The 24,197-nt window shown below is 55.9% G+C and carries 20 protein-coding genes and 2 tRNA genes; 10 read left to right on the top strand and 12 right to left on the bottom strand.

Annotation, left to right across the window (positions count from 1 at the left end):
- The first annotated feature begins 159 nt into the window (after positions 1-159).
- Entirely contained in the window at positions 160-957 is a 798-nt protein-coding gene (gene mtfA / locus NWV12_RS14140; protein ID WP_033145920.1) for a DgsA anti-repressor MtfA, read from the top strand.
- On the opposite strand, the gene NWV12_RS14145 is transcribed toward mtfA, so the two are convergent.
- Complete coding sequence (locus NWV12_RS14145; protein WP_048980975.1) at positions 954-2,165, bottom strand: MFS transporter; 1,212 nt, start codon at positions 2,163-2,165, stop codon at positions 954-956. The genes mtfA and NWV12_RS14145 overlap by 4 nt on opposite strands.
- A 138-nt stretch (positions 2,166-2,303) precedes the next feature.
- Here NWV12_RS14145 and NWV12_RS14150 point away from each other — a divergent pair, with 138 nt between their 5' ends.
- From NWV12_RS14150 to NWV12_RS14175, 6 genes are all read left to right on the top strand, one after another.
- A complete protein-coding gene (locus NWV12_RS14150) occupies positions 2,304-4,046 on the top strand; it encodes an IucA/IucC family siderophore biosynthesis protein (RefSeq protein ID WP_101744602.1) in 1,743 nt (580 codons plus the stop codon).
- Positions 4,046-4,993, top strand: coding sequence for a GNAT family N-acetyltransferase (locus NWV12_RS14155; protein WP_048980971.1), 948 nt, complete (start codon positions 4,046-4,048; stop codon positions 4,991-4,993). The genes NWV12_RS14150 and NWV12_RS14155 overlap by 1 nt, the downstream gene beginning before the upstream one ends.
- Positions 4,990-6,732: an IucA/IucC family siderophore biosynthesis protein gene (iucC, locus tag NWV12_RS14160; protein WP_048980969.1), complete on the top strand. Its 1,743-nt coding sequence runs from the start codon at positions 4,990-4,992 to the stop codon at positions 6,730-6,732. The genes NWV12_RS14155 and iucC overlap by 4 nt, the downstream gene beginning before the upstream one ends.
- Complete coding sequence (locus NWV12_RS14165; RefSeq protein ID WP_048980967.1) at positions 6,729-8,054, top strand: lysine N(6)-hydroxylase/L-ornithine N(5)-oxygenase family protein; 1,326 nt, start codon at positions 6,729-6,731, stop codon at positions 8,052-8,054. Before iucC ends, NWV12_RS14165 begins: the two co-directional genes overlap by 4 nt.
- A gap of 26 nt (positions 8,055-8,080) precedes the next feature.
- Positions 8,081-10,270 (top strand): TonB-dependent siderophore receptor, encoded by a 2,190-nt coding sequence (locus NWV12_RS14170; protein WP_045356712.1) that lies wholly within the window; start codon positions 8,081-8,083, stop codon positions 10,268-10,270.
- A 164-nt stretch (positions 10,271-10,434) separates the two neighbouring features.
- A tRNA-Asn gene (locus NWV12_RS14175) sits at positions 10,435-10,510 on the top strand.
- 54 nt (positions 10,511-10,564) lie between these two features.
- On the opposite strand, the gene NWV12_RS14180 is transcribed toward NWV12_RS14175, so the two are convergent.
- Positions 10,565-10,966 (bottom strand): RidA family protein, encoded by a 402-nt coding sequence (locus NWV12_RS14180; RefSeq protein WP_048980122.1) that lies wholly within the window; start codon positions 10,964-10,966, stop codon positions 10,565-10,567.
- A 141-nt stretch (positions 10,967-11,107) separates the two neighbouring features.
- On the opposite strand from NWV12_RS14180, the gene NWV12_RS14185 reads away from it, so the two are divergent.
- Entirely contained in the window at positions 11,108-12,028 is a 921-nt protein-coding gene (locus NWV12_RS14185; RefSeq protein WP_048980124.1) for a LysR family transcriptional regulator, read from the top strand.
- Between the two features lie 75 nt (positions 12,029-12,103).
- Here NWV12_RS14185 and NWV12_RS14190 read toward each other — a convergent pair whose 3' ends face one another.
- From NWV12_RS14190 to NWV12_RS14200, 3 genes are all read right to left on the bottom strand, one after another.
- A complete protein-coding gene (locus NWV12_RS14190; RefSeq protein WP_029741460.1) occupies positions 12,104-12,406 on the bottom strand; it encodes an XRE family transcriptional regulator in 303 nt (100 codons plus the stop codon).
- Between the two features lie 4 nt (positions 12,407-12,410).
- Positions 12,411-12,764: a type II toxin-antitoxin system RelE/ParE family toxin gene (locus NWV12_RS14195; RefSeq protein ID WP_048980127.1), complete on the bottom strand. Its 354-nt coding sequence runs from the start codon at positions 12,762-12,764 to the stop codon at positions 12,411-12,413.
- Between the two features lie 177 nt (positions 12,765-12,941).
- On the bottom strand, positions 12,942-13,835 hold the full coding sequence (locus NWV12_RS14200) for a LysR substrate-binding domain-containing protein (RefSeq protein WP_048980130.1): 894 nt from the start codon (positions 13,833-13,835) through the stop codon (positions 12,942-12,944).
- A gap of 173 nt (positions 13,836-14,008) precedes the next feature.
- On the opposite strand from NWV12_RS14200, the gene NWV12_RS14205 reads away from it, so the two are divergent.
- Positions 14,009-14,614, top strand: a complete 606-nt coding sequence (locus NWV12_RS14205) for a glutathione S-transferase family protein (RefSeq protein ID WP_048980132.1) — start codon at positions 14,009-14,011, stop codon at positions 14,612-14,614.
- Between the two features lie 43 nt (positions 14,615-14,657).
- Here NWV12_RS14205 and cbl read toward each other — a convergent pair whose 3' ends face one another.
- Entirely contained in the window at positions 14,658-15,608 is a 951-nt protein-coding gene (gene cbl / locus NWV12_RS14210) for an HTH-type transcriptional regulator Cbl (protein ID WP_023336219.1), read from the bottom strand.
- A 96-nt stretch (positions 15,609-15,704) separates the two neighbouring features.
- Complete coding sequence (nac, locus tag NWV12_RS14215) at positions 15,705-16,622, bottom strand: nitrogen assimilation transcriptional regulator NAC (protein ID WP_033145933.1); 918 nt, start codon at positions 16,620-16,622, stop codon at positions 15,705-15,707.
- Between the two features lie 320 nt (positions 16,623-16,942).
- On the opposite strand from nac, the gene NWV12_RS14220 reads away from it, so the two are divergent.
- A tRNA-Asn gene (locus tag NWV12_RS14220) sits at positions 16,943-17,018 on the top strand.
- A gap of 109 nt (positions 17,019-17,127) precedes the next feature.
- Here NWV12_RS14220 and NWV12_RS14225 read toward each other — a convergent pair.
- The 5 genes from NWV12_RS14225 to NWV12_RS14245 form a co-directional block, all read right to left on the bottom strand.
- Positions 17,128-18,147 (bottom strand): hypothetical protein, encoded by a 1,020-nt coding sequence (locus NWV12_RS14225; RefSeq protein ID WP_048979807.1) that lies wholly within the window; start codon positions 18,145-18,147, stop codon positions 17,128-17,130.
- Complete coding sequence (locus tag NWV12_RS14230; protein ID WP_058842184.1) at positions 18,137-19,843, bottom strand: AAA family ATPase; 1,707 nt, start codon at positions 19,841-19,843, stop codon at positions 18,137-18,139. Before NWV12_RS14230 ends, NWV12_RS14225 begins: the two co-directional genes overlap by 11 nt.
- Before the next feature lie 160 nt (positions 19,844-20,003).
- Positions 20,004-20,900 carry a L,D-transpeptidase gene (gene ldtA, locus NWV12_RS14235; protein ID WP_047061146.1) on the bottom strand — a complete coding sequence of 299 codons (897 nt, stop codon included), beginning with the start codon at positions 20,898-20,900 and terminating at the stop codon, positions 20,004-20,006.
- A gap of 61 nt (positions 20,901-20,961) precedes the next feature.
- Positions 20,962-23,655, bottom strand: coding sequence for a cation-transporting P-type ATPase (locus NWV12_RS14240; protein ID WP_033145935.1), 2,694 nt, complete (start codon positions 23,653-23,655; stop codon positions 20,962-20,964).
- Positions 23,656-23,702: 47 nt separating this feature from the next.
- A complete protein-coding gene (locus NWV12_RS14245; protein WP_023312348.1) occupies positions 23,703-24,134 on the bottom strand; it encodes a universal stress protein in 432 nt (143 codons plus the stop codon).
- Between the last annotated feature and the right edge of the window lie 63 nt (positions 24,135-24,197).

The raw sequence follows: 24,197 nt of genomic DNA on the forward strand, positions 1-24,197 counted from the left end.
CTTCACAAAATGAAGGTGATGCCCGTAAACCGCTACCCACCGCTACGTACGAATGATAGTTTATTCAGGCTGGAATTGTCGCAGTGAGCGATTTTCTGGCATCTTAACCAAACCTGACTTTCCCATTTTTGTTCAAGTGACGAGTTTGCGAGCAAAGCGATGATAAAGTGGCCCTGGAAAACGAATGAAGCTGGCCGGGATATGGCGCTGCCATGGGATGACGCGCTGACGATCCCTGTTCTGGCTAATCTTAAGCCGGATGAACAAGCGAAACTGGTTCAGCTGGCGGATCGTTTTTTACAGCAAAAACGCCTGGTTCCACTGCAGGGTTTCGAACTCGATCCCCTGAAAAACGCGCGCATCGCCCTGCTTTTCTGTCTGCCGGTGCTGGAATTGGGTATCGAGTGGCTGGACGGTTTCCACGAAGTGCTGATCTATCCGGCCCCCTTTATCGTCGATGACGAGTGGGAAGATGACATTGGGCTGGTGCACAACCAGCGCGTGGTGCAATCCGGACAAAGCTGGCAGCAGGGGCCGATTATCCTCAACTGGCTCGACATTCAGGACTCGTTCGATGCGTCCGGTTTTAATCTGGTTATCCATGAAGTGGCGCATAAGCTCGATACCCGCAACGGCGATCGCGCCAGCGGAGTTCCGCTGATCCCGCTTCGCGAAGTGGCGGGCTGGGAGCACGATCTGCACGCGGCGATGGATAACATTCAGGATGAAATAGACCTGGTGGGCGAAAGCGCGGCCAGCATTGACGCCTATGCGGCAACCGACCCGGCCGAGTGCTTTGCGGTGCTCTCGGAGTATTTCTTCAGCGCGCCAGAGCTTTTCGCGCCCCGCTTCCCGGCGCTGTGGCAGCGTTTCTGCCAGTTTTATCAGCAGGATCCGCTCCAGCGTCTGCGGCAAAATGAGGAGTCTGGCGGCCATTCCTCCCGCCAGATCCATTAAGACTTTTCAGCAGGGGTCCGCTCGGATGACCGTACCCCTATGCTCAACGCTAAAAATAGCACTGCCATTCCCCATGCGGCCACCGTCAAAGACTGCTCGCCGTAAAAGCGCGTCACTACAGGCACCAGCAGCGCGCTGACGCCGTAGCCTAACGTGTGGCTGGTGGCGATGACGCCCGCGCCTTTCCCGGTGGTCAGCCTGTCGTTCAGCAGAAGCTGGTAGCCCGGCGTGGCCATCGCCGCCCCGAGTGAAGTGATAACAATCCCCACGTAGAACAGCGTTAAACCGGCGACGGTCATCAGCCCAAGCCCTGCAACCATTAACACCGCCGCGATGCAGAGCAACGTCACCGGGGTGAAATGCTGCGGGCGGACCACCAGAAACTGCGCCGCGAGCGTGGCCAGCGCGGCCAGGCTCAGAAGAAGCGCAACATGATGGCTGATCTCCCGGGCGTTGCCCTCCAGCAGAGGGCTAAGATGCGGTGACAGGCCAAGCTGCATCAGGCTGACCAGCGCCGCCAGCAGCAGCGCCAGCAGCAGGAACGGCAGCATCGAGGCCTGCAGGCGGGTCGCCTGGTGCGCCACCGGCGGCAGCGGCGGGTCTGCGGCTTCGCGAAGCACCAGCAGCAGCGCGATTAACGGCGCGATCGCCATCAGCCAGAGCGGCGCGACCGGGCTGACGCTGAGCATCAGCGCCGCCAGCGGCGGGCCGAGCAAACGTCCGCAGCTGAGGCCGGAGCTTATCGTCGCCAGCGCCGCCATTCTCTTCTCCAGCCCCGCACGCTGAATAGCCCACGTCTGGGCCGCAGGTACCAGCCCCGAGACCGTCAGTCCGTAAAGCAGACGTGAAAGAATCAGTCCCGCCAGTCCCCAGACGGTATCCAGCCTTCCGGCCGCCATCGCCCAGACCACCAGCGCCATGACGGCGAAACTGGCCAGATAGCCGCTCAGCGAGGCCACCATCACGGCCTTACATCCCCGCCGCTCGCTCTGGCGTCCCCACCAGGGCGAGGCCGGTAAAAAGAGCATGGATCCGAACATCAGCAGACCGGCCCAGACCGAGAGCGACAGCCCGGTCAGGGTCACCAGCTGCGGGAGCATCACCAGCAGGCCGTTTTGCCCGATACCTAATAAACCCGCACATAGCGCCAGGGGCCAGTTGGCTTTTGAGATGACCTTTTCGGTCAATGTTTCTGAGTCAGTGCGCATGAGAATGTGAACATAGTGTCAATAAATGTGTGGAAATCATGAAGTTTATGAAAACAAATATTGCAAAAATGGTTGCGACTGTAAACAGAATGAATATCATAACGAGAATTATTATCAATCATGGAATGAGGTACATCTATGCGTGCTCTGCCCCGCTCTGCCGGTACAGACGTTGCAGCCCAGTGTTTTTTGAACGCCCTGTTGCGCGAAACGAAGGACTGGCGCTATCTCCCCGCTACCGCTGCGGATGCGTTACCGAACATTCATATCCCGCTGTCCCAAACCCAGGCGCTTCGGGTTCCGGTACGCTATTTCTCTCCCACCCAGCATCATCTGTACCGTTTCCCGGCCACGCTTCTTCAGAGCAACAGTGATGACGGTGACGCCGTCACATTTGATCAACTGGTTGATTTAATTCTTGAAAAACCGTCAGTAAAAGGCTCGCTGGATGCCGATACGCTGGCGCGTTTTAAGCAGCGCGTTCTCGAAAGCCATGCCCACACCTGGCAGGCGATCGATCTCCGCCACGGCTGGGTAAACCTGCGCGATAAGCCACTGACTTTTGCTGAAGCGGAACAGGCGCTGCTGGTCGGCCACGCGTTTCACCCGGCGCCGAAGTCGCACGAGCCGTTCAACGAAACAGAGGCGCGTCGCTATCTTCCTGATTTCTCCTCCCGCTTCCCGCTGCGCTGGTTTGCCGTTGAGAGCGCGCTCGTTGCCGGCGACAGTCTGAACGTCTCCCTGCGCGAGCGCCTGCTGCGCTTCGCGGCCCAGAGCGCGCCTGAGCTGCTCGGCCACTTCACCGACACCCGCTGGCTGCTGCCGATGCATCCGTGGCAGGCCGACTTTCTGCTGGAGCAGGCCTGGTGCCAGCGTCTGGCGGAAAACGGTGCATTGCAGGACCTGGGTGAAGCGGGCGCGCAGTGGCTGCCCACCAGCTCCTCCCGCTCGCTGTACAGCGAAACCAACAGCGACATGATTAAGTTCTCCCTCAGCGTGCGCCTGACCAACTCCGTGCGCACGCTGTCGGTCAAAGAAGTTAAGCGCGGAATGCGCCTGGCGCGCCTGGCGAAAACGGAGCGCTGGCAAGAATTACAGTCACGCTACCCGACCATGCGCGTGATGCAGGAGGACGGCTGGGCGGGGCTGCGTGACGAAAGCGGCGTTATTCAGGAAGAGAGCCTGATGGCCCTGCGCGTCAATCTGCTGTTCGATACGCCAGACACCCAGACCAACGTGCTGGTGAGCCTGACCCAGGCCGCGCCGGACGGCGGCGACAGCCTGCTGGCCTCCGCGGTGCGCCGTCTGAGCCAGCGTCTGGATTTACCCCTCGCCCAGGCCGCCCGCTGCTGGCTGGACGCCTACTGCGACCGCGTGTTGCTCCCGCTGTTCAGCGCCGAGGCGGACTACGGTCTGGTCCTGCTGGCGCACCAGCAAAATATCCTCGTTGAGATGCAGCAGGATTTCCCCGTCGGGCTGATCTACCGCGACTGCCAGGGCAGCGCGTGGACCGAAGGAGCCGACGCGTGGCTGAAAGAGGCGGGCGAAACGGAGGTGGAAAACCGCTTCGGTGAGAGCCAGCTGCTGCGCTACTTCCCTTATTACCTGCTGCTGAACTCTACCCTTGCCGTCACCGCCGCCCTCGCCGCCGCCGGTTTCGACAGCGAGGAGAGCCTGATGTCCCGCGTGCGCGACGCGCTGGCCGAACTGCGCCGCACGGCGAAGCAGACCCGCTGCCTCGACTACGTCCTCGACAGCCCGACCTGGAACTGCAAAGGCAACTTCTTCTGCTACCTGCACGATCGCAATGAAAACACCATCGTCGATCCGGCGGTGATCTATTTCGACTTTAGCAACCCGTTTTACAAGGAGAAGGCGTAATGGCAATCGCGAATATCGTCCATTCCGGCTACGGCTTTCGCTGCACCGCAACGGAAAAAAACCTGCAGCTGACGTTGGGTCTCGACGGCAGCGCGGTGCTCGAGCGTCTGAATGGGATCCCGGACGGCTGGCTGGTCGAAGCACTCGATCAGCTGTTTGTTGCCGCACCCGCGCTGACCGGCGTTACCCTGCCCTGGGCGACCTGGCAGGATGAACCCCAGGCGCAGGCGCTGTTTAGCCTGGCCCACGGGGACTATCTGGCACGCGACACCTTCTGGCAGCTGCCGCTGTGGCTGAAAGGCGAACGGCCGCAGGCCAGCGGCGGTATGCAGTTTGATGAGAGCCGTCAGCTGTACTTCCCGCTGCGTCCTCACCGCCCGCAGGGAGAAGTGTACCGTCGTTACGATCCGCAAATTAAGCGCACCCTCAGCTTCCGCGTAGCCGACGTGGCGCTGGACGGCGAGCGCTTTACCCAATGGATGAACAACCCGCGCGTGAACGCCTTCTGGGAGATGGCGGGCCCGCAGGCCGAGCAGGAAAGCTACCTGCGCCGTCAGCTTGACTCGACCTACTGCTACCCGGTTATCGGCTACTTCGACGACCAGCCGTTCGGCTATTTTGAGCTCTACTGGGCGGCGGAAGACCGCATTGGCCGCCACTACCGCTGGCAGCCGTTTGACCGCGGCCTGCATATGCTGGTGGGCGAAGAGAACTGGCGCGGCGCGCAGTACATCCGCAGCTGGCTGCGCGGCCTGAGCCACTATCTGTATCTCGATGAACCGCGCACCGCGCGAATTGTCGCCGAGCCGCGCTTCGACAACCAGCGCCTGTTCCGCCATCTGGCCTCCGCCGGTTTTGAGACGATTAAAGAGTTCGACTTCCCGCACAAGCGCTCGCGCCTCATCATGAGCCAGCGCCACCGCTTCTTCAGCGAGGTGGAACTGTGAACGTGCTCTGGCAGAAAGTGAACCGCGAGATGGTGGCGAAGATCCTCGCCGAGCTGGAGTACGAACGCACCCTGCGCGCTGAGCCGGTTTCGTCGGACGGCTGGCGCATCGCCATGGGCAACGAGTCCTGGCAGTTTCGCGCCACGCGCGGGATCTGGGGCTGGCTGCATATCGACCCGGATACCCTGACTACAGCCAGCGGCGATGCAGTGGAAGCGGAACGCGCGCTGCTGCAGCTGGCGAAAGTGCTGGAGATGAGCGACGCGCAAACGGCAGAGCATATGGAAGATCTCTACGCCACGCTGCGCGGCGACATGCAGCTGCTGCAGGCGCGTGAAGCGCTGGACGCGGACGCGCTAATCCACCTCGACCCGGACGAATTACAGTGTCTGATGAGCGGTCACCCGAAGTTTATTTTCAACAAAGGTCGCCGCGGCTGGGGCCTGGACGCGCTGCGTCAGTACGCGCCTGAGTATCGCGGACGTTTTCGCCTGCACTGGGTCGCCGTTCAGCGGGAGCATCTGGTCTGGAGCAGCGACGCCGATTGCGATATCAGCGCCCTGCTGGCCAGCGCCATGGACAACGCCGAGCGCGCCCGCTTTGACGCCCGCTGGCACGCGCTGGGTCTCAACGACGGCTGGCTGCCGGTGCCGCTGCACCCGTGGCAGTGGCAGCAGAAGATCGCCGTTCATTTCCTGGCGCAGCTGGCGCGCGGTGAGATGGTTGAGCTGGGCGAATTTGGCGACGAGTATCTGGCGCAGCAGTCCCTGCGCACGCTCACTAACGCCAGCCGTCGCGCGCCGTATGACATCAAGCTTCCGCTGACCATCTACAACACCTCCTGCTATCGCGGCATCCCGGGCAAGTACATTGCCGCCGGGCCGCTGGCTTCGCGCTGGCTGCAGCAGCAGTTCGCTACCGACGCCACGCTGATCCGCTCCGGTGCTCAGGTGCTTGGCGAACCCGCCGCCGGTTATCTGTCGCATCCGGGCTATGCCGCATTGCCGAAAGCGCCCTACCGCTATCAGGAGATGCTGGGGGTGATCTGGCGCGAGAATCCGTCCTGTTATGTAGAAGACGGTGAACAGGCGGTGCTGATGGCGGCGCTGATGGAAACCGACAATGCCGGGCGCCCGCTGATCGACGCGTGGATTAAACGCTCGGGGCTAAGCGCCGACGCGTGGCTTGAAAAGCTGTTTGAGGCAACGGTGATCCCGTTCTATCACCTGCTCTGCCGCTACGGCGTGGCGCTGATCGCCCACGGCCAGAACGTGACGCTGGTGATGAAGGATTACGTCCCGCAGCGCATTCTGCTGAAAGATTTCCAGGGCGATATGCGCCTGGTGGATGAGGATTTCCCGCAGGCCCAGAGCCTGCCGGAGCAGGTGAAGGCCGTCACGGCGCGCCTGAGCGCGGATTACATTATTCACGACCTGCAAACCGGTAATTTTGTGACGGTGCTGCGCTTTATCTCGCGCCTCACGCTGCAATGCGGCGTGAGCGAAACGCGTTTCTACCAGCTTCTGGCCGGGGTTTTACGGGGTTATATGGCGGCGCACCCGGATCTGGCAGAACGCTTCGCCAAATTCGATCTCTTCAAGCCGCAGATTATTCGCGTGATCCTCAACCCGGTCAAACTGACCTTCTCCGAACACGACGGCGGCAGCCGCATGCTGCCGAACTATGTCACCGACCTTGATAACCCTCTTTTTCTCGCCTCCCGGGAGTCAGCGCAATGAAAACCTATGATTTCATCGGCATTGGTATTGGCCCGTTTAACCTCAGCATCGCCGCTCTGGCTGAAGGGCTGGACGGCTTTAGCTCGCTGTTCCTTGAGCGTAAACCGCACTTCTCCTGGCACCCGGGAATGATGGTGCCGGACTGCCACATGCAGACCAGCTTCCTGAAGGATCTGGTCAGCGCCGTGGAGCCAACCAACCGCCACAGCTTCCTGAACTACCTGGTGCAGCGCAAAAAGTTCTACCGCTTCCTGACTACCGAGCAGCGCACCGTCTCCCGCGAAGAGTTTGCGGACTACCTGTGCTGGGCGGCGGAAAACCTTACCAACCTCGCCTTCAGCCAGCAGGTACAGCAGGTGAGCTTTGATGAGAAAAGCGGCCTGTTTGAGGTAATGACCCAGCGCGACCGTTTCCTGGCGCGCCACGTCTGCGTGGGGATTGGCAAACAGATCAACCTGCCTGACTGCGTCACGACGCAGGACGATACCTGCTTCCACGCCAGCGAGATGATGCTGCGCACGCCGGATCTCGCGGGCAAGCGCGTCACCGTCGTCGGCGGCGGCCAGAGCGGGGCCGACCTGTTTTTGAATATCTTCCGCGGCGAATGGGGCCAGCCGCTGAGCCTGAACTGGATATCGCGCCGCAACAACTACAACGCGCTGGATGAAGCCGCCTTTGCCAACGAGTATTTCACGCCGGAGTACGTGGACAGCTTCTCCACGCTGGGTGAAGAGGCCCGTCGTCAGATGCTGCACGAGCAGAAGATGACCTCCGACGGGATCACCACCGAGTCCCTGCTGGCGATTTACCGCGCCATGTACCACCGCTTCGAAGTGCTGCGTGAAAAACCCTGGGCGCATCTCCTGCCGTCCCGCTCGGTGACGTCCCTGACGCGCCAGGAAAATGGCCATCGCCTGAGCATTCAGCATCACCTCGACGGCGGCCGCGAGCAGCTGGAGAGCGACGTGGTGATTTTCGCCACCGGCTACCGCGCCGTGCAGCCCGCGTTCCTCGCGCCGCTGTCTCACCGCCTGCATCTGGATACGGACGAAACCTTCTGCATTAACAATGATTTCACTCTCGAATGGGACGGTCCGCAGAGCAACCGCCTGTTCGCCGTGAACGCCGGGATGCACCGTCTCGGCATTGCCGAACCCCAGCTCAGCCTGATGGCCTGGCGCGCGGCGCGAATTCTTAATCGCGCGCACGCCGACGAGCCGTTTGAGCTGGCTACCACACCCGGCGTTATCCACTGGCGCAGCACCATCAGCCCGGAGAACAGCCCGGTTTTTAAATCGTTAGCAAAAACCACCGAGTACTGACACACACAATCAGGATCAACATAACAATGAAACGTTCTCATCTTTGGGTTTTAAATCCTTGCTTGCTTGCAATGCTTTCTACCTCTGCGTGGGCGGAAGAACAAAAGGAAGAAAATATCGTGGTCTCCGCCAGCCGCGCGCACCGCAGCGTGGCGGAGATGGCGCAGACCACCTGGGTCATTGAACGGGCTGAAATTGAGCAGCAGGTTCAGGGCGGGAAAGAGATTAAAGAAGTGCTGGCGCAGCTGATCCCAGGTATGGACGTCAGCAGCCAGGGCCGTACCAACTACGGCATGAACCTGCGCGGCCGCTCCATGATGGTGATGGTGGACGGCGTTCGCCTGAACTCGTCCCGCAGCGACAGCCGCCAGCTGGACTCTATCGATCCGTTCAACATTGACCGTATCGAAGTGATCTCCGGCGCCACCTCGCTCTACGGCGGCGGCAGCACCGGCGGCCTGGTGAACATCGTCACCAAAAAGGGCCAGCCGGATACCGAAGTGGAGTTCCAGACCGGGGCAAAGAGCGGGTTTAACAGCCACAACGATCACGATGAGAACGTGTCGGCAGCCGTAAGCGGCGGTAACGACAACGCCTCCGGTCGTCTGTCGGTGTCGTATCAGCGCTACGGCGGCTGGTATGACGGCAAAGGCAACGAGGTGATTATCGATAACACCCAGACCGGCCTCCAGTATTCCGACCGTATAGATGTGATGGGCACAGGCACCATCAACATTGACGATCGTCAGCAGCTGCAGCTGACGACCCAGTACTACAAGAGCGAGTCCGACGGCAAGCATGGGCTGTATCTCGGGAAAAACTTCTCGGCGGTAACAGGCGATGCGACCGCGTACAACAAAGATAATCTTGATTCTGACCGCGTACCGGGCACCGAGCGCCATCTGATTAACCTGCAGTACTCCAATACCGATTTCTGGGGCCAGGATCTGGTCGCGCAGATTTACTATCGCGACGAGAGCCTGACCTATTATCCATTCCCGACACTGACCAAAGGCGTGGTGAGCAGCATCGGCGCGTCCCAGCAGAAAACAGATTTCTACGGCGGCAAGCTGACGCTGAACAGCAAGCCGGTGGACGATTTAACGCTGACCTGGGGTGTGGATGCCGACCACGAAACCTTCGATGCCAACCAGCAGTTCTTCAACCTGAGCAAGGCTGCGGCGAGCGGCGGCATGGAGCTGGATAACGCCTACAACGTGGGCCGTTACCCGGGCTACAGCATCACCAACCTCGCCCCGTTCCTGCAGGCCAGCTACGACATTGACGCCATCACCCTGAGCGGCGGCGTGCGCTATCAGTACACCGAAAACAAGGTGGACGACTTTGTCGGTTATACCCAGCAGCAGGCCATCGCCACCGGGAAAGCCACCTCCGCCGACGCGGTGCCGGGCGGAAAAACCGATTACAACAACTTCCTGTTTAACGCCGGGATCCTCGGTCGCCTGACCGAACAGCAGCAGCTGTGGTTTAACTTCTCCCAGGGCTTCGAAATTCCGGACCTGGCGAAGTACTACGGCTCCGGCACCTATCAGCTCAGCAACGGTCACTATCGCCTGCTGAACAGCGTCAACGTGAACGACTCGACGCTGGACGGTATCAAGGTCAACGCTTATGAGCTGGGCTGGCGCTACACCGGCGATAACCTGCGCACGCAGGTCGCGGCGTATTACTCGCTCTCGGATAAAACCATCACCATTAACAAGACGGATATGACCATCAACCTGGAAGACGATAAGCGTCGTATCTACGGGGTGGAAGGTCAGGTGGACTATTTCTTCACCGACAGCGACTGGAGCACCGGTGCGAACTTTAACGCCATTAAGTCTGAAACGCGCGAAAACGGAAAATGGGAGAAGCTGACGGTTGACAGCGCCAGCCCGTCGAAAGCCAGCGCTTGGGTCAACTGGGCGCCGGGCGACTGGACCCTGCGCGTGCAGAGCACGCAGACCTTTGACGTGTCAGACTCCGACGGCAAGAAGATCGATGGCTATAACACGGTCGACTTCCTGGGCAGCTACGCCCTGCCGGTGGGTAAGGTCAGCTTCAGCGTGGAAAACCTGCTGGACAAAGACTACACCACCGCCTGGGGCCAGCGCGCGCCGGGGCTGTATAGCCCAACCTACGGCGCACCGGGGCTGTATACCTATAAAGGCCGCGGACGTACGTTTGGTCTGAACTACTCCGTACTGTTCTGATCCTGCGCGCCGCCTGCGGGCGGCGCATTTTGCTGTGTAATTTCAACGCTAATTTGCTATAAAATCAGCGATTTGCTGAAATTGTCGGCAAACAAACGAAAAGTGCGTTTTCACCCTTTGACAAGGCGTACCGAGGCCGCTACTATGCGCCTCGTTCACACGATTCCTCTGTAGTTCAGTCGGTAGAACGGCGGACTGTTAATCCGTATGTCACTGGTTCGAGTCCAGTCAGAGGAGCCAAATTTAAAAAGCCTGCTTTTGAAGCAGGCTTTTTGCTTTTCTGCATCTCTGAAGTTAACTCTGAATCGCATCCAGCCTGGCAATCACCTTAATCTCAAACTGGAATCCGTACAGCCACGTCACGCCGATCCCGGTCAACGTCGGGTAAGGCGCTTTCCCCCAATATTCTGGCAGGATACTCCAGATAGCGTCGAGGTTTGACTCGGGATCGACGACAAAGAGGGTAACGTCAACCACGTCACCGAACGTGCAGCCCGCAGCCGTAAGAACAGCATTAAGGTTATCGAATGCCAGCCGGATCTGCGCGTTGAGATCCTCTTCAGGCGAACCATCCTCCCGGCTACCTACCTGTCCCGAAACAAACAGAAAGCCGTTAGATTTGATGGCGGGTGAATACCGGTTGCGCTCGTAGAGCGCCTGCCGACCGAAGGGAAAAACGGCTTCGCGTGTTGTCATGTTTGTGCCTCTGTAATGGGGCGAAATCGGCCCGGTGAACATAAAGACACTTTACAGTTGCTGTAGCGGGCGGATAAACAAGCGACTTTGTCCATCATTGTTTGTAATATCCAAACAATCGGTGAAAAGAGAGAACAACGGATGGATCGTTTCGATGCGATGCGCGCCTTTGCTCGCGTGGTGGAGGCAGGCAGTTTCACCAAGGCTGCCCAAACGCTTCATATGAGCAAAACCACGGTGACGCAGCTTATTCAGCAGCTGGAAGCGCGCCTGCGCGTCAGGCTGCTCCACCGCACCACCCGCAGGCTCGGTGTGACTCCTGATGGCGCGGTCTACTACGAGCGCGTAATCCGCCTGCTGGCGGACATGGAAGATGCTGAAAACAGCCTGTCCAGTGCGACGATGACGCCCCGGGGGCGACTACGGGTGGACGTGCCCACTCCTCTCGCCCGCCTGGTGCTGGTGCCCGCGCTACCGGCTTTTCACGCGCGCTACCCTGATATCCAGTTCGACATGGGCGTGAGTGACCGGGTGGTGGATCTGATCGGCGACAACGTGGATTGCGTCGTGCGCGGCGGGGAAATCAATGACCAGTCTCTGATCGCACGCCATATCGGCGATTTACAAATCGGTGTTTACGTCGCACCGAGCTATGTGGAACGCCTCGGCGCACCTGCGCATCCGCGAGAGCTGGAAAACACGGACCATCGCATAGTGGGATTCTTGTCCTCACGCACCGGTAAGGTTGATCCTCTGGTACTGCACGGTGAGAGCGAACATATTGAAATCACGGGCAGCTACGTGCTTGCAGTGGATGATGGCAATGCCTACCTCGAAGCCGGGCTCGCGGGATTAGGCGTGATTGCGCTACCCGTTTATATGGCGGCAGCACATCAGGCTTGTGGCTCCTTGATTCCGCTATTTGAAGACTGGCGTATTAACCCAATGCCCCTGTACCTGGCCTTTCCGCCGAACCGCCACGTTAACGCCAAACTGCGCGTTTTTATTGATTGGATCGTTGAATTGATGCAGCAGCATGTCCCCACTTCTACCCATAAGTAACTGCATCTATTCGCTCAACACCGCCGAGTGACGGTCATGCTGGCGGTTTTGAAGCAGGTTTTTTGCTTTTCTGCCCTAAAGCACAAACTCATAGTGCGAGCCATCCGGCAGCTCCACATCAAGCCGCAGCTTTCCGCCCGCAGCCTCAACGTAGCGCTTGAGAGAAGAGAGTTTCAAATCGCGCCCGGGCTTTTCCATTACCGCAACGGTAGGTTGCCTGATACCCAACGCCTGCGCCATTTCTACCTGCGTTTTTTGTACTTTCTCGCGTAACTCAGCAAGATGAATGTTGAGCAAAATATCCGTTGCTATCGCCTGAGCGCTGGCGACAACCTCCGGCTTTTCATCCGCTATAAGCTGCTCAAGGGTTCTTCCCATCGCGCTATTCCCTCTCTTTTAATCTATCCAGCCAGTGAGTGAATTCCCGGTCAGCAACGAGAAGCATCTCATCGTAGAATCGCCTTTCATTGCCGACCTTATTGCCCGCACAAAGCACGATACCCGTGCGGTTTGGATCAAAGGCGAAAAACGCCCGCAAGGGATCGCCCTTACTCTGAATACGTAGCTCTTTCATGTTGCTGTAACGAGAGCCTTTAAGCGTATCAGCGTAGGGTCTCGATAAACCCGGCCCCTTCTCTCGCAAAACAAGCAGTGCTGCAAGTACGCTGGCGCGATCGGTATCGTCAAGCGAAGTGAACCAGCGATCAAACCTGTCCGTCGTGTTAATTGCCCACACAAGACCTCCCATCCAATATAGATCAAAAGCTATATACGTGCAAAGCTATAGCGATGATTATGCTGAGATGGAAAAGCAGAATCTTGTGGGGTTACGGAAATACTGAATGCGTGCCGGAGTAATTCTATGTATCCCTTGTTGGATATTCATTTTGTTACGAGCAGAATCGGAAAAAGTTCAGCAGCCCAGCAACTGCCGCCAGGCCGCCACTTCCTCATCCAGCCACGCGACAAAAAGAGCCACCTCGGGCTTCGTCTCCGTTGACTGCGCTTTCACCAGCCAGTAAGGCCAGGGATACGGCGCGGTAATTGAGGTTAGCTGGACGAGCTCGCCCCGGGTGATGGCATCCTGAACCAAAGAGCGACGCTCCAGCGCGATGCCTTTCCCGAGCCGAACGGCTTCGATAATTAAATTCGAGTCGTTAATGCATAAACCGCCAGGCACGATCTCTTTCTCAAGCCCCGCATTTACGCACCACGTTTTCCACGACTCCATGGAAAAAATAATATGACTTTTTGCAATCTCAGCCGGCGTAGCGGGCAGCTCGCCGTCGTTATAGCCGGGTGCGGCCACCACAATAAGCTCATCGGAAAAAAGGTACTGGCTTTCGCTCCCTTCCCAGTTTCCCTTCCCCATTCGTATCGCGATATCTGTTCCTTCCTGCTGCAGGCTGGTGACCGTCAGGCTGGACTGGATCCGAAGGGTGATAAGCGGATATTTCGCCCGAAAGCGTTCCAGACGCGGCAACAGCCAGTGGCATCCAAAAGACGGAACCATCGCCAGCGTCAGCTCCTGCTTTCTCGGCTTCACCTGTACAAGCCGAGTGGCATCTGCGATATGGTTCAACGCCTCGCGTACCTGTAAGGCATAGAGCCGCCCTTCTTCGTTGATCTGCACCCCGCGTCCCTGACGGATAAAGAGCTTTACGCCCACCATCTCCTCCAGCAGTTTGATCTGCTGGCTGATTGCGGAATGGGTAACGTGGAGCTCTTTCGCCGCCAGCGTCACGCTGCCAAGACGGGCGACGGCTTCAAAGCTTCGCAAACTGGCAATGGGTGGAAAATCCGACATGAAAGCACTTCCTTATCCGCGCTGGATGTATAACGGCAACTTGCCCACATGTCAGTAATACTAACCTTTACGGTAAGATACTGAAGATATTCGCCAGGAAGTTTGTATTGTACTGTCTGTTCATCCTCTTCAATGACGCGTTATTTCACAGAGACAGGAAAACGGCAACGATGATTAAGCTTGTTGGCATGATGGATTCACCTTATGTACGGCGCGTGGCGATTTCCCTTGAACTTTATGGCGTTGAGTTTGAAAGTCAGCCGCTGTCGGTATTCAGCACCTTCGACGCGTTCTCCCGAATCAACCCCGCGGTAAAAGCGCCGACGCTGATTCTGGATAACGGAATACGTTTGATGGACTCGTCATTGATATTGAATTATTTCGAGACTCAGGCCGCACCCGGGCGGAGACTTCTGCCCGTAGAGCCGGATGCGCTGGCAAACGATCTTCAGACGCTGGGCTTTATCCTCGCCGCCGCGGAGAAAGCCGTGCAAAATGTGTATGAACACCACCAGCGCCCGGTGGAAAAGCAGCACGCTTTATGGGTCGAACGCATTACAACCCAGCTGCTGGCGGCCTGCAGGGAATGGAATGCCTTGCTGGAGACGCGTCCGGCCTCCGCCGTTCCCGATCAGGTTGCCGTCACGAGCACGGTTGTCTGGACGTTTATTCAGTCGATGATCCCGCACGTCGTTAACGCAGCGGATTTTAGAGGGATTCAGGCGGTTGCCGAATCATTTGAATCACAGGCGGTCTTTAAAAAATATCCGTTCAGCTAAGCGATGAGCCCGGTCAGCGCAGCGCTACCGGGCAAATCAGCACCTAAATCTGATAATCAATCGCCACTTCTTCCGGCTCCATCACCTGGCGTTTAATCTCATCCACCGACAGCCCGGCGTTGCAGAGCTCGATAAAGCGCCACACGTAGTTGCGCTGCAGCTGACCGCGCTTCAGGCCAAGCCATACGGTGTTGGCGTCGAACAGATGACGCGTATCAAGACGCACCAGGTTCCCGTCCTCGCGTTCTCCGCTGGACTGTTCCGCCACCAGACCAATGCCCAGACCCAGCTCGACGTAGGTTTTGATCACGTCAGAATCCTGCGCGCTCAGCACCACGTCCGGCGTTAGCCCTTTGCGGTTGAAGGCCTCGTCTATGCGCGAGCGTCCGGTGATCCCCTGGCGGTAGGTGATCAGCGGCCATTTCGCAACGTCTTCCAGCGTCAGAGGGGAAACCTGATTCAGCGGATGATCGACCGGGAGTAACAGGCTGTGGTACCAGCGGAACCAGGGAAAGGCCACCAGCAGCGGGTCGTTGCTCAGGCGTTCGCTGGCAATGCCGATATCCGCCCCACCGTTTTGCAGCAGCACTTCAATTTCCTGCGGCGTGCCCTGGATGAGCTCCAGACGGACGTCGGGGAAAAGTTCGCGGAACGCTTTAATCACCGGCGGCAGGCTGTAGCGCGCCTGGGTGTGGGTGGTGGCGATGGTGAGTACGCCCGAGGCGTCATTGGTGAAAAGATCCGCCAGACGACGCACGTTGCTGGCCTCGTTGAGGATCCGCTCTGCGATGGTGAGCAGAGCCTTACCCGGCTCCGTCATGCCGAGCAGCCGCTTGCCGCGACGGATAAAGATCTCTATGCCCAGCTCCTCTTCCAGCTCGCGGATGTGGCGGCTGACGCCGGACTGAGAGGTATAAAGCATATTGGCGACCTCGGTCAGGTTGTAGTCCCGCCTGGCCGCCTCACGGATAATTTTAAGTTGCTGGAAATTCACGATTCACTCCGGCGCATCTGACATAGCTCTATTGTTAGAGTCAGCCGCGCTGCAGAACAAATAATAAAAACCAGCATCTTATGCTTTTATGGAATATCAGCTCACGAGCTGGAGTTCACGGTTCTCAAGCGACGGCTTGCTGACCAGCGACATCAAAATCTCTTTTACCGCCTGCGCCTGCGGCGTCAGCGAACCGCGTGCAGACATGTTCAGCGACAGCGGCAGGCTCATCGAAGGCGTGGTGATCCGCGCCATCCAGCCGTTTGCCGCGCTGCACAGCGAGCGGGCTGCGGATTCCGGCAGAACCGTCACCCCCATTCCGCTGGCAATGGCCGCGGTGAGCGTGGAGATTGAGTCAATTTCACCGATGATTTTGGCCGTCAGGCGGCGCAGGGAGAACGCTTCGTCCACGCGCACGCGCACGGCGCTGTAGTCGCGCGGCAGATAAAGGTTCATTTCTGCCACGGCGGTAAGGTCTACGCTCTGGCCCGGACAGTCGCGGGTGCCCACGAGGTAGAGATCTTCTTTCAGCAGCGGCTGGCTGGTGATGCCGGCGACCGGGGAGCGATCGTAAAGGACCGCCATATCCAGCTGCCCGTTGAGCAGTTTGTCATTCAGTACGGAACCGCTGTTTTCGTGCAGGTACACCAGCACTTCAGGCAGCTCGGCGCGGACGGCCTGCAGCAGCGGCATGGTAATAGAGGACGCAGCCGTTCCCGGCGCCAGTCCGATAGAAACGTGCCCGCTCAGGGTCTGGCCCACGTTATTTACCGCCAGCTGCGCCTGTTCACACTGGCGAAGGATGGTGCGCGCATGGGTATACAGGATCTTGCCTGCTTCCGTTGGCGTGACGCCGCGTTTGGTGCGGATCAACAGCTGCTGATCCATCTCGCCTTCCAGAGTAGCCACCTGCTGGCTCAGCGCAGGCTGCGCGATATGCAGCACTTCAGCCGCTTGAGTCAGGCTGCCGATATCGACGATTTTTACGAAGTATTTCAGTCGTCTTAAGTTCATTTTGCCCCCTGTTCGAAATGCTGTGCCGGAACCGGCTGTCGTTGTTGAACAGGTTTTGCAATATGAATGCCACTTTTACCAGGCGGTCCAAATTGTTCGCTAAACGCCTGAAAATAAGGAAACCTAATCATGGAGGGGGGTTTTATTACTGAAACAGCAGTTTATGATCTGCCCCATTAGGGGTATGCCCGCACCATGACGGTGCATTCCGCTGCCAAAAACATCACTTTGCCGATTTTGTCAGCAAACGATCAAAAGGCGTTGATCCACCCTTTGACAAGGCGAACGCAGGTCGATAATATGCGCCCCGTTCACACGATTCCTCTGTAGTTCAGTCGGTAGAACGGCGGACTGTTAATCCGTATGTCACTGGTTCGAGTCCAGTCAGAGGAGCCAAATTTGAAAAGCCTGCTTTTAAAGCAGGCTTTTTCCGTTTCTGGTGAGACAGTCTGGAGGCCTTTGAAGAGGCCTCTTTGTCTGGTCAGAATATGTCTACGGCTGTGAATCAGTCCAGAATGTTATCGTTAAACACGTCCAGATCTCTTACCAGATCGTCAATAAGCTTGGTTAACGGTTGTAATCGAACCGACGGCTGGCTGAAATTAAACTGACCCAGCAGCAATTGTCTGAGTTCTGTCTGAGTAAAGGTGAGGTCATACATAGACTGCAACTCTTTAAGCCAGTCTGATGTGTAAATACGTTTAAGCTGTGCCAGATAATCCACCACTGCTATCATGTTCTCATAACGATCATCAAGCGCAAACGTCTCATTTAGCTCCTTTAGCGCATCAGATTTTCCCACCAGGAAACGCTGTTTTATCTTTACGTTTAACACCTGGTAATTTGAGAGCGCAATAACTCTGTCGCTATCGGATAAACAAAACTGAAAAACTGAGTCAAGAGTTTCATTCATGGGATGGAAATGCTCAAGTTTCTTTTTGCTTTTCTTCTTATTACAAACAGCGCATACCGGGACAAAGTTATAGATGTTCAAGGCATAATAGCTGTAAGTTGATTTATCCAAATAATGATCAAGCTCACCGTAAAATTTTTTAGTAACATCCAGAAAGGCTTTATCACAGTATGGGCAAACAGGGGTATTTAATGCTCCGGCAAAACGCGGTGCTGAAACTGAATCTCGAAAACAAGTATAATTTTCTTTCATCCAGTCATCAAAAACCACTTTATAAGCCGCAGGTAGACTTGTAAGCGCCTTCTCAAAAGAAACGCTTTGTGCACTCAATACTTTTTTTTGCCATGGGGAAATTAGAACTGCAGCTCTCACGCATGAAAACTGCGGATTCTGAAGTATACTTCGCAACTTTTTAAGTTTATCAGACGATGTTTTACATTTCTGCATTTCGGCGATAGCGTTGTTAAATGCCAGATAATTTTCCTTTATCCCTGCGAAAAAAACGGCAATTATAGTATCCCTCAGTATATCCTTTCCTCGTGATGGTCTGTTGAATCCTTCGAAGAATTTACTTCGCACGCACCATTCAAGAAAAGCCGTATCATTTCTCACTAAGTTTTCCTCTGACCATAGCACGCTGTTCATCCGTCAACTGTGAGATAAAGTGTTCAATTTCACGTCTCTCCAGCAGAGCGGGTTTGTCCAGTTTGCGTTGAAGCGCGTACGTCACAACAGGCTCTCCGACTTCAGATATCAAAAAACGTAATGTTGTTTCATCTATATCCGGATTCTTCAGCGCATCTCGTATTTTTTTGCTGGCAAACTCTCCAACGGATTGCTCCACAAAAAAGCGATGTTTATACAAATCATGAATATTACTTCCAAATGTTTTACCCAGCTCTTCAGGGCCTGGCGCAACGGGTATGACACTTGCCCGGGGCAAATCTGAAATTACTATCGGGTTGTGGCTGGAGATGATGAGCTGAAAATAAACGTCTGGATAGGCAGACAGTATATCAAGCACCGTTTTAATTAAACGTGCCTGTCGTTTAGGATGTAAATCAGAATCTGGTTCATCAAGCAGTAGCTGAATGTTTTTAGATTTTAGTCGGGCGTCCTCAGCTTTACGTTGTAGCGTAGCATAAAGATCAACGAGCTTCCATTCTCCCGTGCTGAAGGGCGGATCAATCGTAAACCGACATTCGGGGACCTTCTCCCTCATCAGCATCATTATTTTCAGCAAAACAGGAAGAACATGGTTAAACGGTTTCTCATAATTTTCGGAAGGACCAAACTCGTACCGCACGGTACCTTTTTGACTACTACGGCCTTTTTGAATATATGATAAGAATTTCACCAATGCATAGGTGTCGATTAAAAAGAGAGATTGACACAATGGTTCAAATTTCTCCAGCAACTCAAGTATTTTCGCATTTGAATTAAGTTGAACAATATCTTCAAGCAGTTCCATACGCTCAGGAATGATATCCAGTAGCTGTAATGATACATTAGCCTCTTTCCAGAAACCTGTGTTTTCTTCGGCATAACTCACCATCAACCAAAAAAGCTTCAATACAACAAGCGAAGCCAAATAAACGTTCTTCGAGAAGCGCTGATTGACTTGTTTTATTTTTACATCTACTCCCTGAAAATGTTGATACCAGGAAGCCTGAACACGCCAGGTATAAAAGCGTGGAGCGATACTCTCCCTTAGTTCAAAATAATCCATTGCCTGGTAGGCATGATAAATTTCATAGGGAGCTGCATAGCTATTATATCGACGGCGTTGCGCAATCGATAAATCGTGGCGGGAAATTTTACTGAACGCAACGCTCAACTGAACGTTATTTGATGCGTAATACCAGGTGTTAGCGATAGGTGTTGATGATATAGATTCACAGTGGAGCGCCATTGAGCCAACGACGTCATTGCAACGCGCTTTCCATAAATTGATAATCACACCCTGTTTTACCTGTATCACATACAGACACGCTGAATGTTTAAAGATATAGGTGAAAGCCTGTCGCATTGCCTGCTCGCCAGTATCTACACGCTGCCCCCGCTCTAATTTCATCCCTGTTAGATTTAGAATGCCCATGACAGCAGTTTTACCGCTGCCATTTATTCCAGTCAGGCAGACCACTTCAGCATTGACGCCAAAAAAATTGACCGGAACAGCGTCATCCCGGGGAGAAACTTCTATAACGGATTTTTCCTGATTAAAGCGATATCGATACTGTAAGGAAAAGTCATAGGTCTGGTCGGTAATATTGCGCCAGCATTCAATACAGAGAGAAAGTGCACTCATTAGCTTTTCCTTGCGGAAGGGGAAATACGTCAAGAATATCATCAACTATTTATCGTTGTGTATTAAATTTGCCCCTTACTCCCAGATTCTGGGGAGTCAAATTTGAAAAGCCTGCTTTTAAAGCAGGCTTTTTGCTTTTCTGTGCCTGGAAAGATGGCCCTCACATGCCAATCTTAACCGGCATCCCCGACCGCCGTTCCAGCTCAGCGCCCGCGCCCTCGTTTATCAGCTGCGTTCGCTGCGCGGCTGAAATAGGCAGCGGCACTTTCCGGGTTGACTCAAATTCCGCACGGTTACGTGATAATGGCTCGTGAACTTCCACCCAGCGGCTGCCGTCCGGCTCCGTGGTCATCTTTACAGGCCGATCGATAAGCTGCACGCGGGTTCCCACGGGAACGTTATCGAAAAGATACTTTATGTCGTTATTACGCAGACGAATACAGCCCTGACTTACCCGCAGCCCGATGCCGAAATTCGAGTTTGTGCCGTGAATGGCATACAGCCTGCCGATATAAATCGCATACAGCCCCATCGGGTTATCCGGCCCGGCGGGCACGAATGCCGGCAGCGTTTTCCCTTCTGCCGCATAGGCACGGCGCGTGTTCGGCGTTGGAGACCAGGTTGGCCCCTCCTGCTTACGCTCAACGGCCGTCACCCAGTTACGCGGGGTTTCACGCCCGGCCTGACCGATACCGATGGGCAGCACTTCAACGGTGTTACCGCCTGGCGGGTAGTAGTAGAGACGCATCTCCGCCGCATTGACGATAATGCCCTCGCGGACGGTGTCAGGCAAAATCAGCTGCTGAGGAATCACCAGCCGGGTGCCGGGTTTGGGCAAAAAAGGATCCACGCCCGGGTTTGCTTCCAGCAGGTTGCTCAGCCCCTGCCCGTGCTGCGCGGCAAAGGCTTCCAGAGGCAGCGTATTGCCTTCGGGAACGGTGATGATAATCGGGGTACCCACCAGACGACTGCCTTCCGGCGGAAGCGTATAGGTTACGGCAAACGCACCGGGTACAGCGGCACACAGCGTAAGGACGAACCAGGTAAGTCGAATCATAGTTTTCTGCGCTCAAAAAAGAGAAAGCCCGGACTCAGGCAGGCTTTCTCAGTTTACGCTATTACGCCTCGGTTTTGCGCCACCTGCGCGTCAGCACTTTCTCCGCCTCGACAATAAGGAACATCACAAAACCAATCAGGAAGGTGATGACCCAGTAGCGGAACGGCAGCGCTTCGGTGCCAAAGAGCATCTGCATGAACGGTGCGTAAATGATAAGAAGCTGTAGCGCCAGCAGTACGCCGCTCACGATCCAAATCCCTTTGTTCGCCAGCAGGCCTTTGCTCAGCGAGAAGCCGTCATTAACGCGGCAGTTGAGCATGTAGAACCACTGCGCAGTGACCAGGGTTTGCAGCAGCACGGTGCGGATAAATTCTGCCGAGTAGCCGCGCGGCTGTAGCCAGGCTTCCAGCACGAAGGCGCTGATGGCAATCATCAGACCGACAAACACCACGCGCCAGATGGCATAGCCGTCCATCACATGGAGATTCGCCTTGCGCGGTGGCCGGTTCATGATGTCCTTCTCACCCGCTTCAAACGCCAGGCCAAACGACAGCGTTGCCGACGTCGCCATGTTCATCCACAGGATCAGGACCGGCGTCAGCGGGATCAGGTTCCCCGCCAGCAGCGCGATGATAATCAGCAGAGCCTGCGCGATGTTGCTGGGGATAACGAACAGAATGGTCTTTTTCAGGTTATCGTAAACCCGACGCCCCTCGTGCACCGCGCTGGCAATGGTGGCAAAGTTGTCATCCGTTAAGACCATGTCGGCGGCTTCCTTGGTCACTTCCGTCCCCTTAATCCCCATGGCGATACCCACATCCGCCCGCTTGAGCGCGGGGGCATCATTTACGCCATCCCCGGTCATGCCCACGACTTCCTGTTTACTTTGCAGAGCCTGCACAAGGCGGAATTTATCCTCCGGGCTGGTTCGGGCGAAAATATCGTACTGCTGTGCGGCGTCGCTCAGCTGACGATCGTCCATCGCCTCCAGCTCACGTCCGGTGATAGCGCTTGCGGCGTTACCAATCCCCAACATTTGCCCAATGCTCATGGCCGTTTGCGGGTGGTCGCCGGTGATCATTTTCACGCGGATCCCGGCCTGCAGACAGTCGGCAATGGCGGTAATGGCCTCCGGACGCGGCGGATCCATCATTCCTGCGATACCCAGCAGGATCACGCCGTCATGCAGGTCCGGATGATCCAGCTCGCGTTGTCCCTCGTGGGCAGGTTTCCAGGCCGCAGCCACCATGCGCAGCCCTTCACGGGCATACTCTTCAATCTTCCCTTCCCAATAAGGCTGATCGAACGGCTGCAGTCCGTCATTCGTCTGCTGGTACTGGCAGAGGCGGAACAGGACGTCCGGCGCGCCGGTGATTAAAATCACCTCTTCATCGCCCAGCCGGTACAGGGTGGACATGTATTTATATTGTGAATCAAATGGGATTTTACTGCGCATTTCGGTGTCGACCGGTGGGAGCGGGATTTTCGCCGCCAGCACCTTCAGCGCGCCCTCGGTTGGCCCCCCGGTGATTTTCCACAGCCCCTGCTCGTCTTTGATCAGCTGGCTGTCATTACAGAGGTCAATGGTGCGCAGGTAGCGTTCCAGCAGGGAACCCTGCGTCACGCTGACGGGCGTCGGGTCATCTACGGGGTGAATATTCCCCACCGGTTCGTAGCTGTCGCCCTCTACGCGATAGGTCGTGTCAGCGGTAATCACCGCTTTGACCGTCATTTCATTCATCGTCAGGGTGCCGGTTTTATCCGAGCAGATGACCGTCATCGCCCCCAGCGTTTCCACCGTAGGCAGCTTGCGAATGATGGCCTTGCGACGCGCCATGGCCTGTACGCCAAGCGAAAGGATGATGGAAATGATGGCCGGCAGGCCTTCCGGCACGGCGGCAACGGCGAGGCTAATAAGCGACAGCACCAGTTCAGAAACCGGCATATCCCGGAACAGGAGGCTAAAGACAAACAGCGCCACCATCATCACCAGGATAGTGATGAAGATGGTCTTACCGAGCTTATCCATCTGCACCATCAGCGGCGTACGGTGTTTTTCAATGTCGGACATCATCTGATTGATGTGGCCCAACTCGGTCTCGCCCCCGGTTGCCACCACCACGCCTTTACCGCCGCCGGAGCTAACGGTAGTGCCTGAGTAGAGCAGATTATACCGGTCACCTAAGGGCAGTTCCCCGCTTAACGCATCGCTGTTTTTCTCAACAACGGTGGATTCGCCCGTCAGGATGGCCTCCTCCACGCGAAGGTTATGCGCTTCAATCACGCGCAGGTCCGCAGGGATACGATCCCCGGCGCGGATCACCACGATATCTCCCGGGACCAGCGCCGTGGTGGGGATCGTTTCATGATTCCCCTGTCGTACAACCACGGCTTCGCTGGAGAGCATATTGCGAATGCTCTGCAGCGATTTTTCAGCATTGCTCTCCTGGATATGGCCAATAAGCGCGTTAATGATGGCAACCCCAAGGATCACGAACATGTCTACCCAGTGGCCCATGAAGAGCTTAAGCAACGCGGCCACCAGCAGAACATAAATCAATACGTCGTTAAAATGCGCCAGGAAGCGCAGCCAGGCGGGTTTGCCCTTTTTTTGCGGTAACGCATTCTCACCGTGCTGCTGAAGCCGGGCTGATGCCTCAGTGCCGCTAAGGCCTTCCAGGGTGGAGTGAATATTCGACAGGGTTTCGTCAACGGTTTGTTGATAATACGGACGTTCAGGTTTTCCTGTTTTCATCGTTCCTTCCTCAGGTTCTATTCAGAAATCACCTTGCTTTTATGTAATTAACGAATAACGAAAACAGGAACATGTGCGTAACGAACAATACTTGCCGCCTCCGATCCTAACAAATGGGTTTGAATATTTGGATTTCGCGAGCCGACAATAATCGCGCCGACGGTAAGTTCATCCGCCAGCTTAATAACCTCATCACGAACATTCCCGCTACGGACGTGGAGATGAACACGCTCTTCTGGCAGATTTACTTTTTTGACCAGGTCAGACAGCTTTTCTTTTGAATTATTAATCATATATTCATCCATCTTGCGCGCATCTGAAATAAAACCACGCGTCAGTTCGGCTGAAAATTTGGGCATGACGTGCAGCAAATGAATGTCACCCGATGCGCTTTGCGCCAGAAACTGTGCATGCTGCAACGCTTTATCCGCAAGGCTTGTCTCGTAGACATCCACCGGAACGAGAATGTTTTTATACATATCGAGCATCCTTTTTATAACCAACACGAGAGTGAATGAAGAAAAAAACGCATTAAATGCAGG

Origin of the sequence: Enterobacter sp. Crenshaw, from assembly GCF_024734705.1 — a bacterium.
Taxonomy (GTDB): Bacteria; Pseudomonadota; Gammaproteobacteria; order Enterobacterales; family Enterobacteriaceae; genus Enterobacter; species Enterobacter asburiae_B.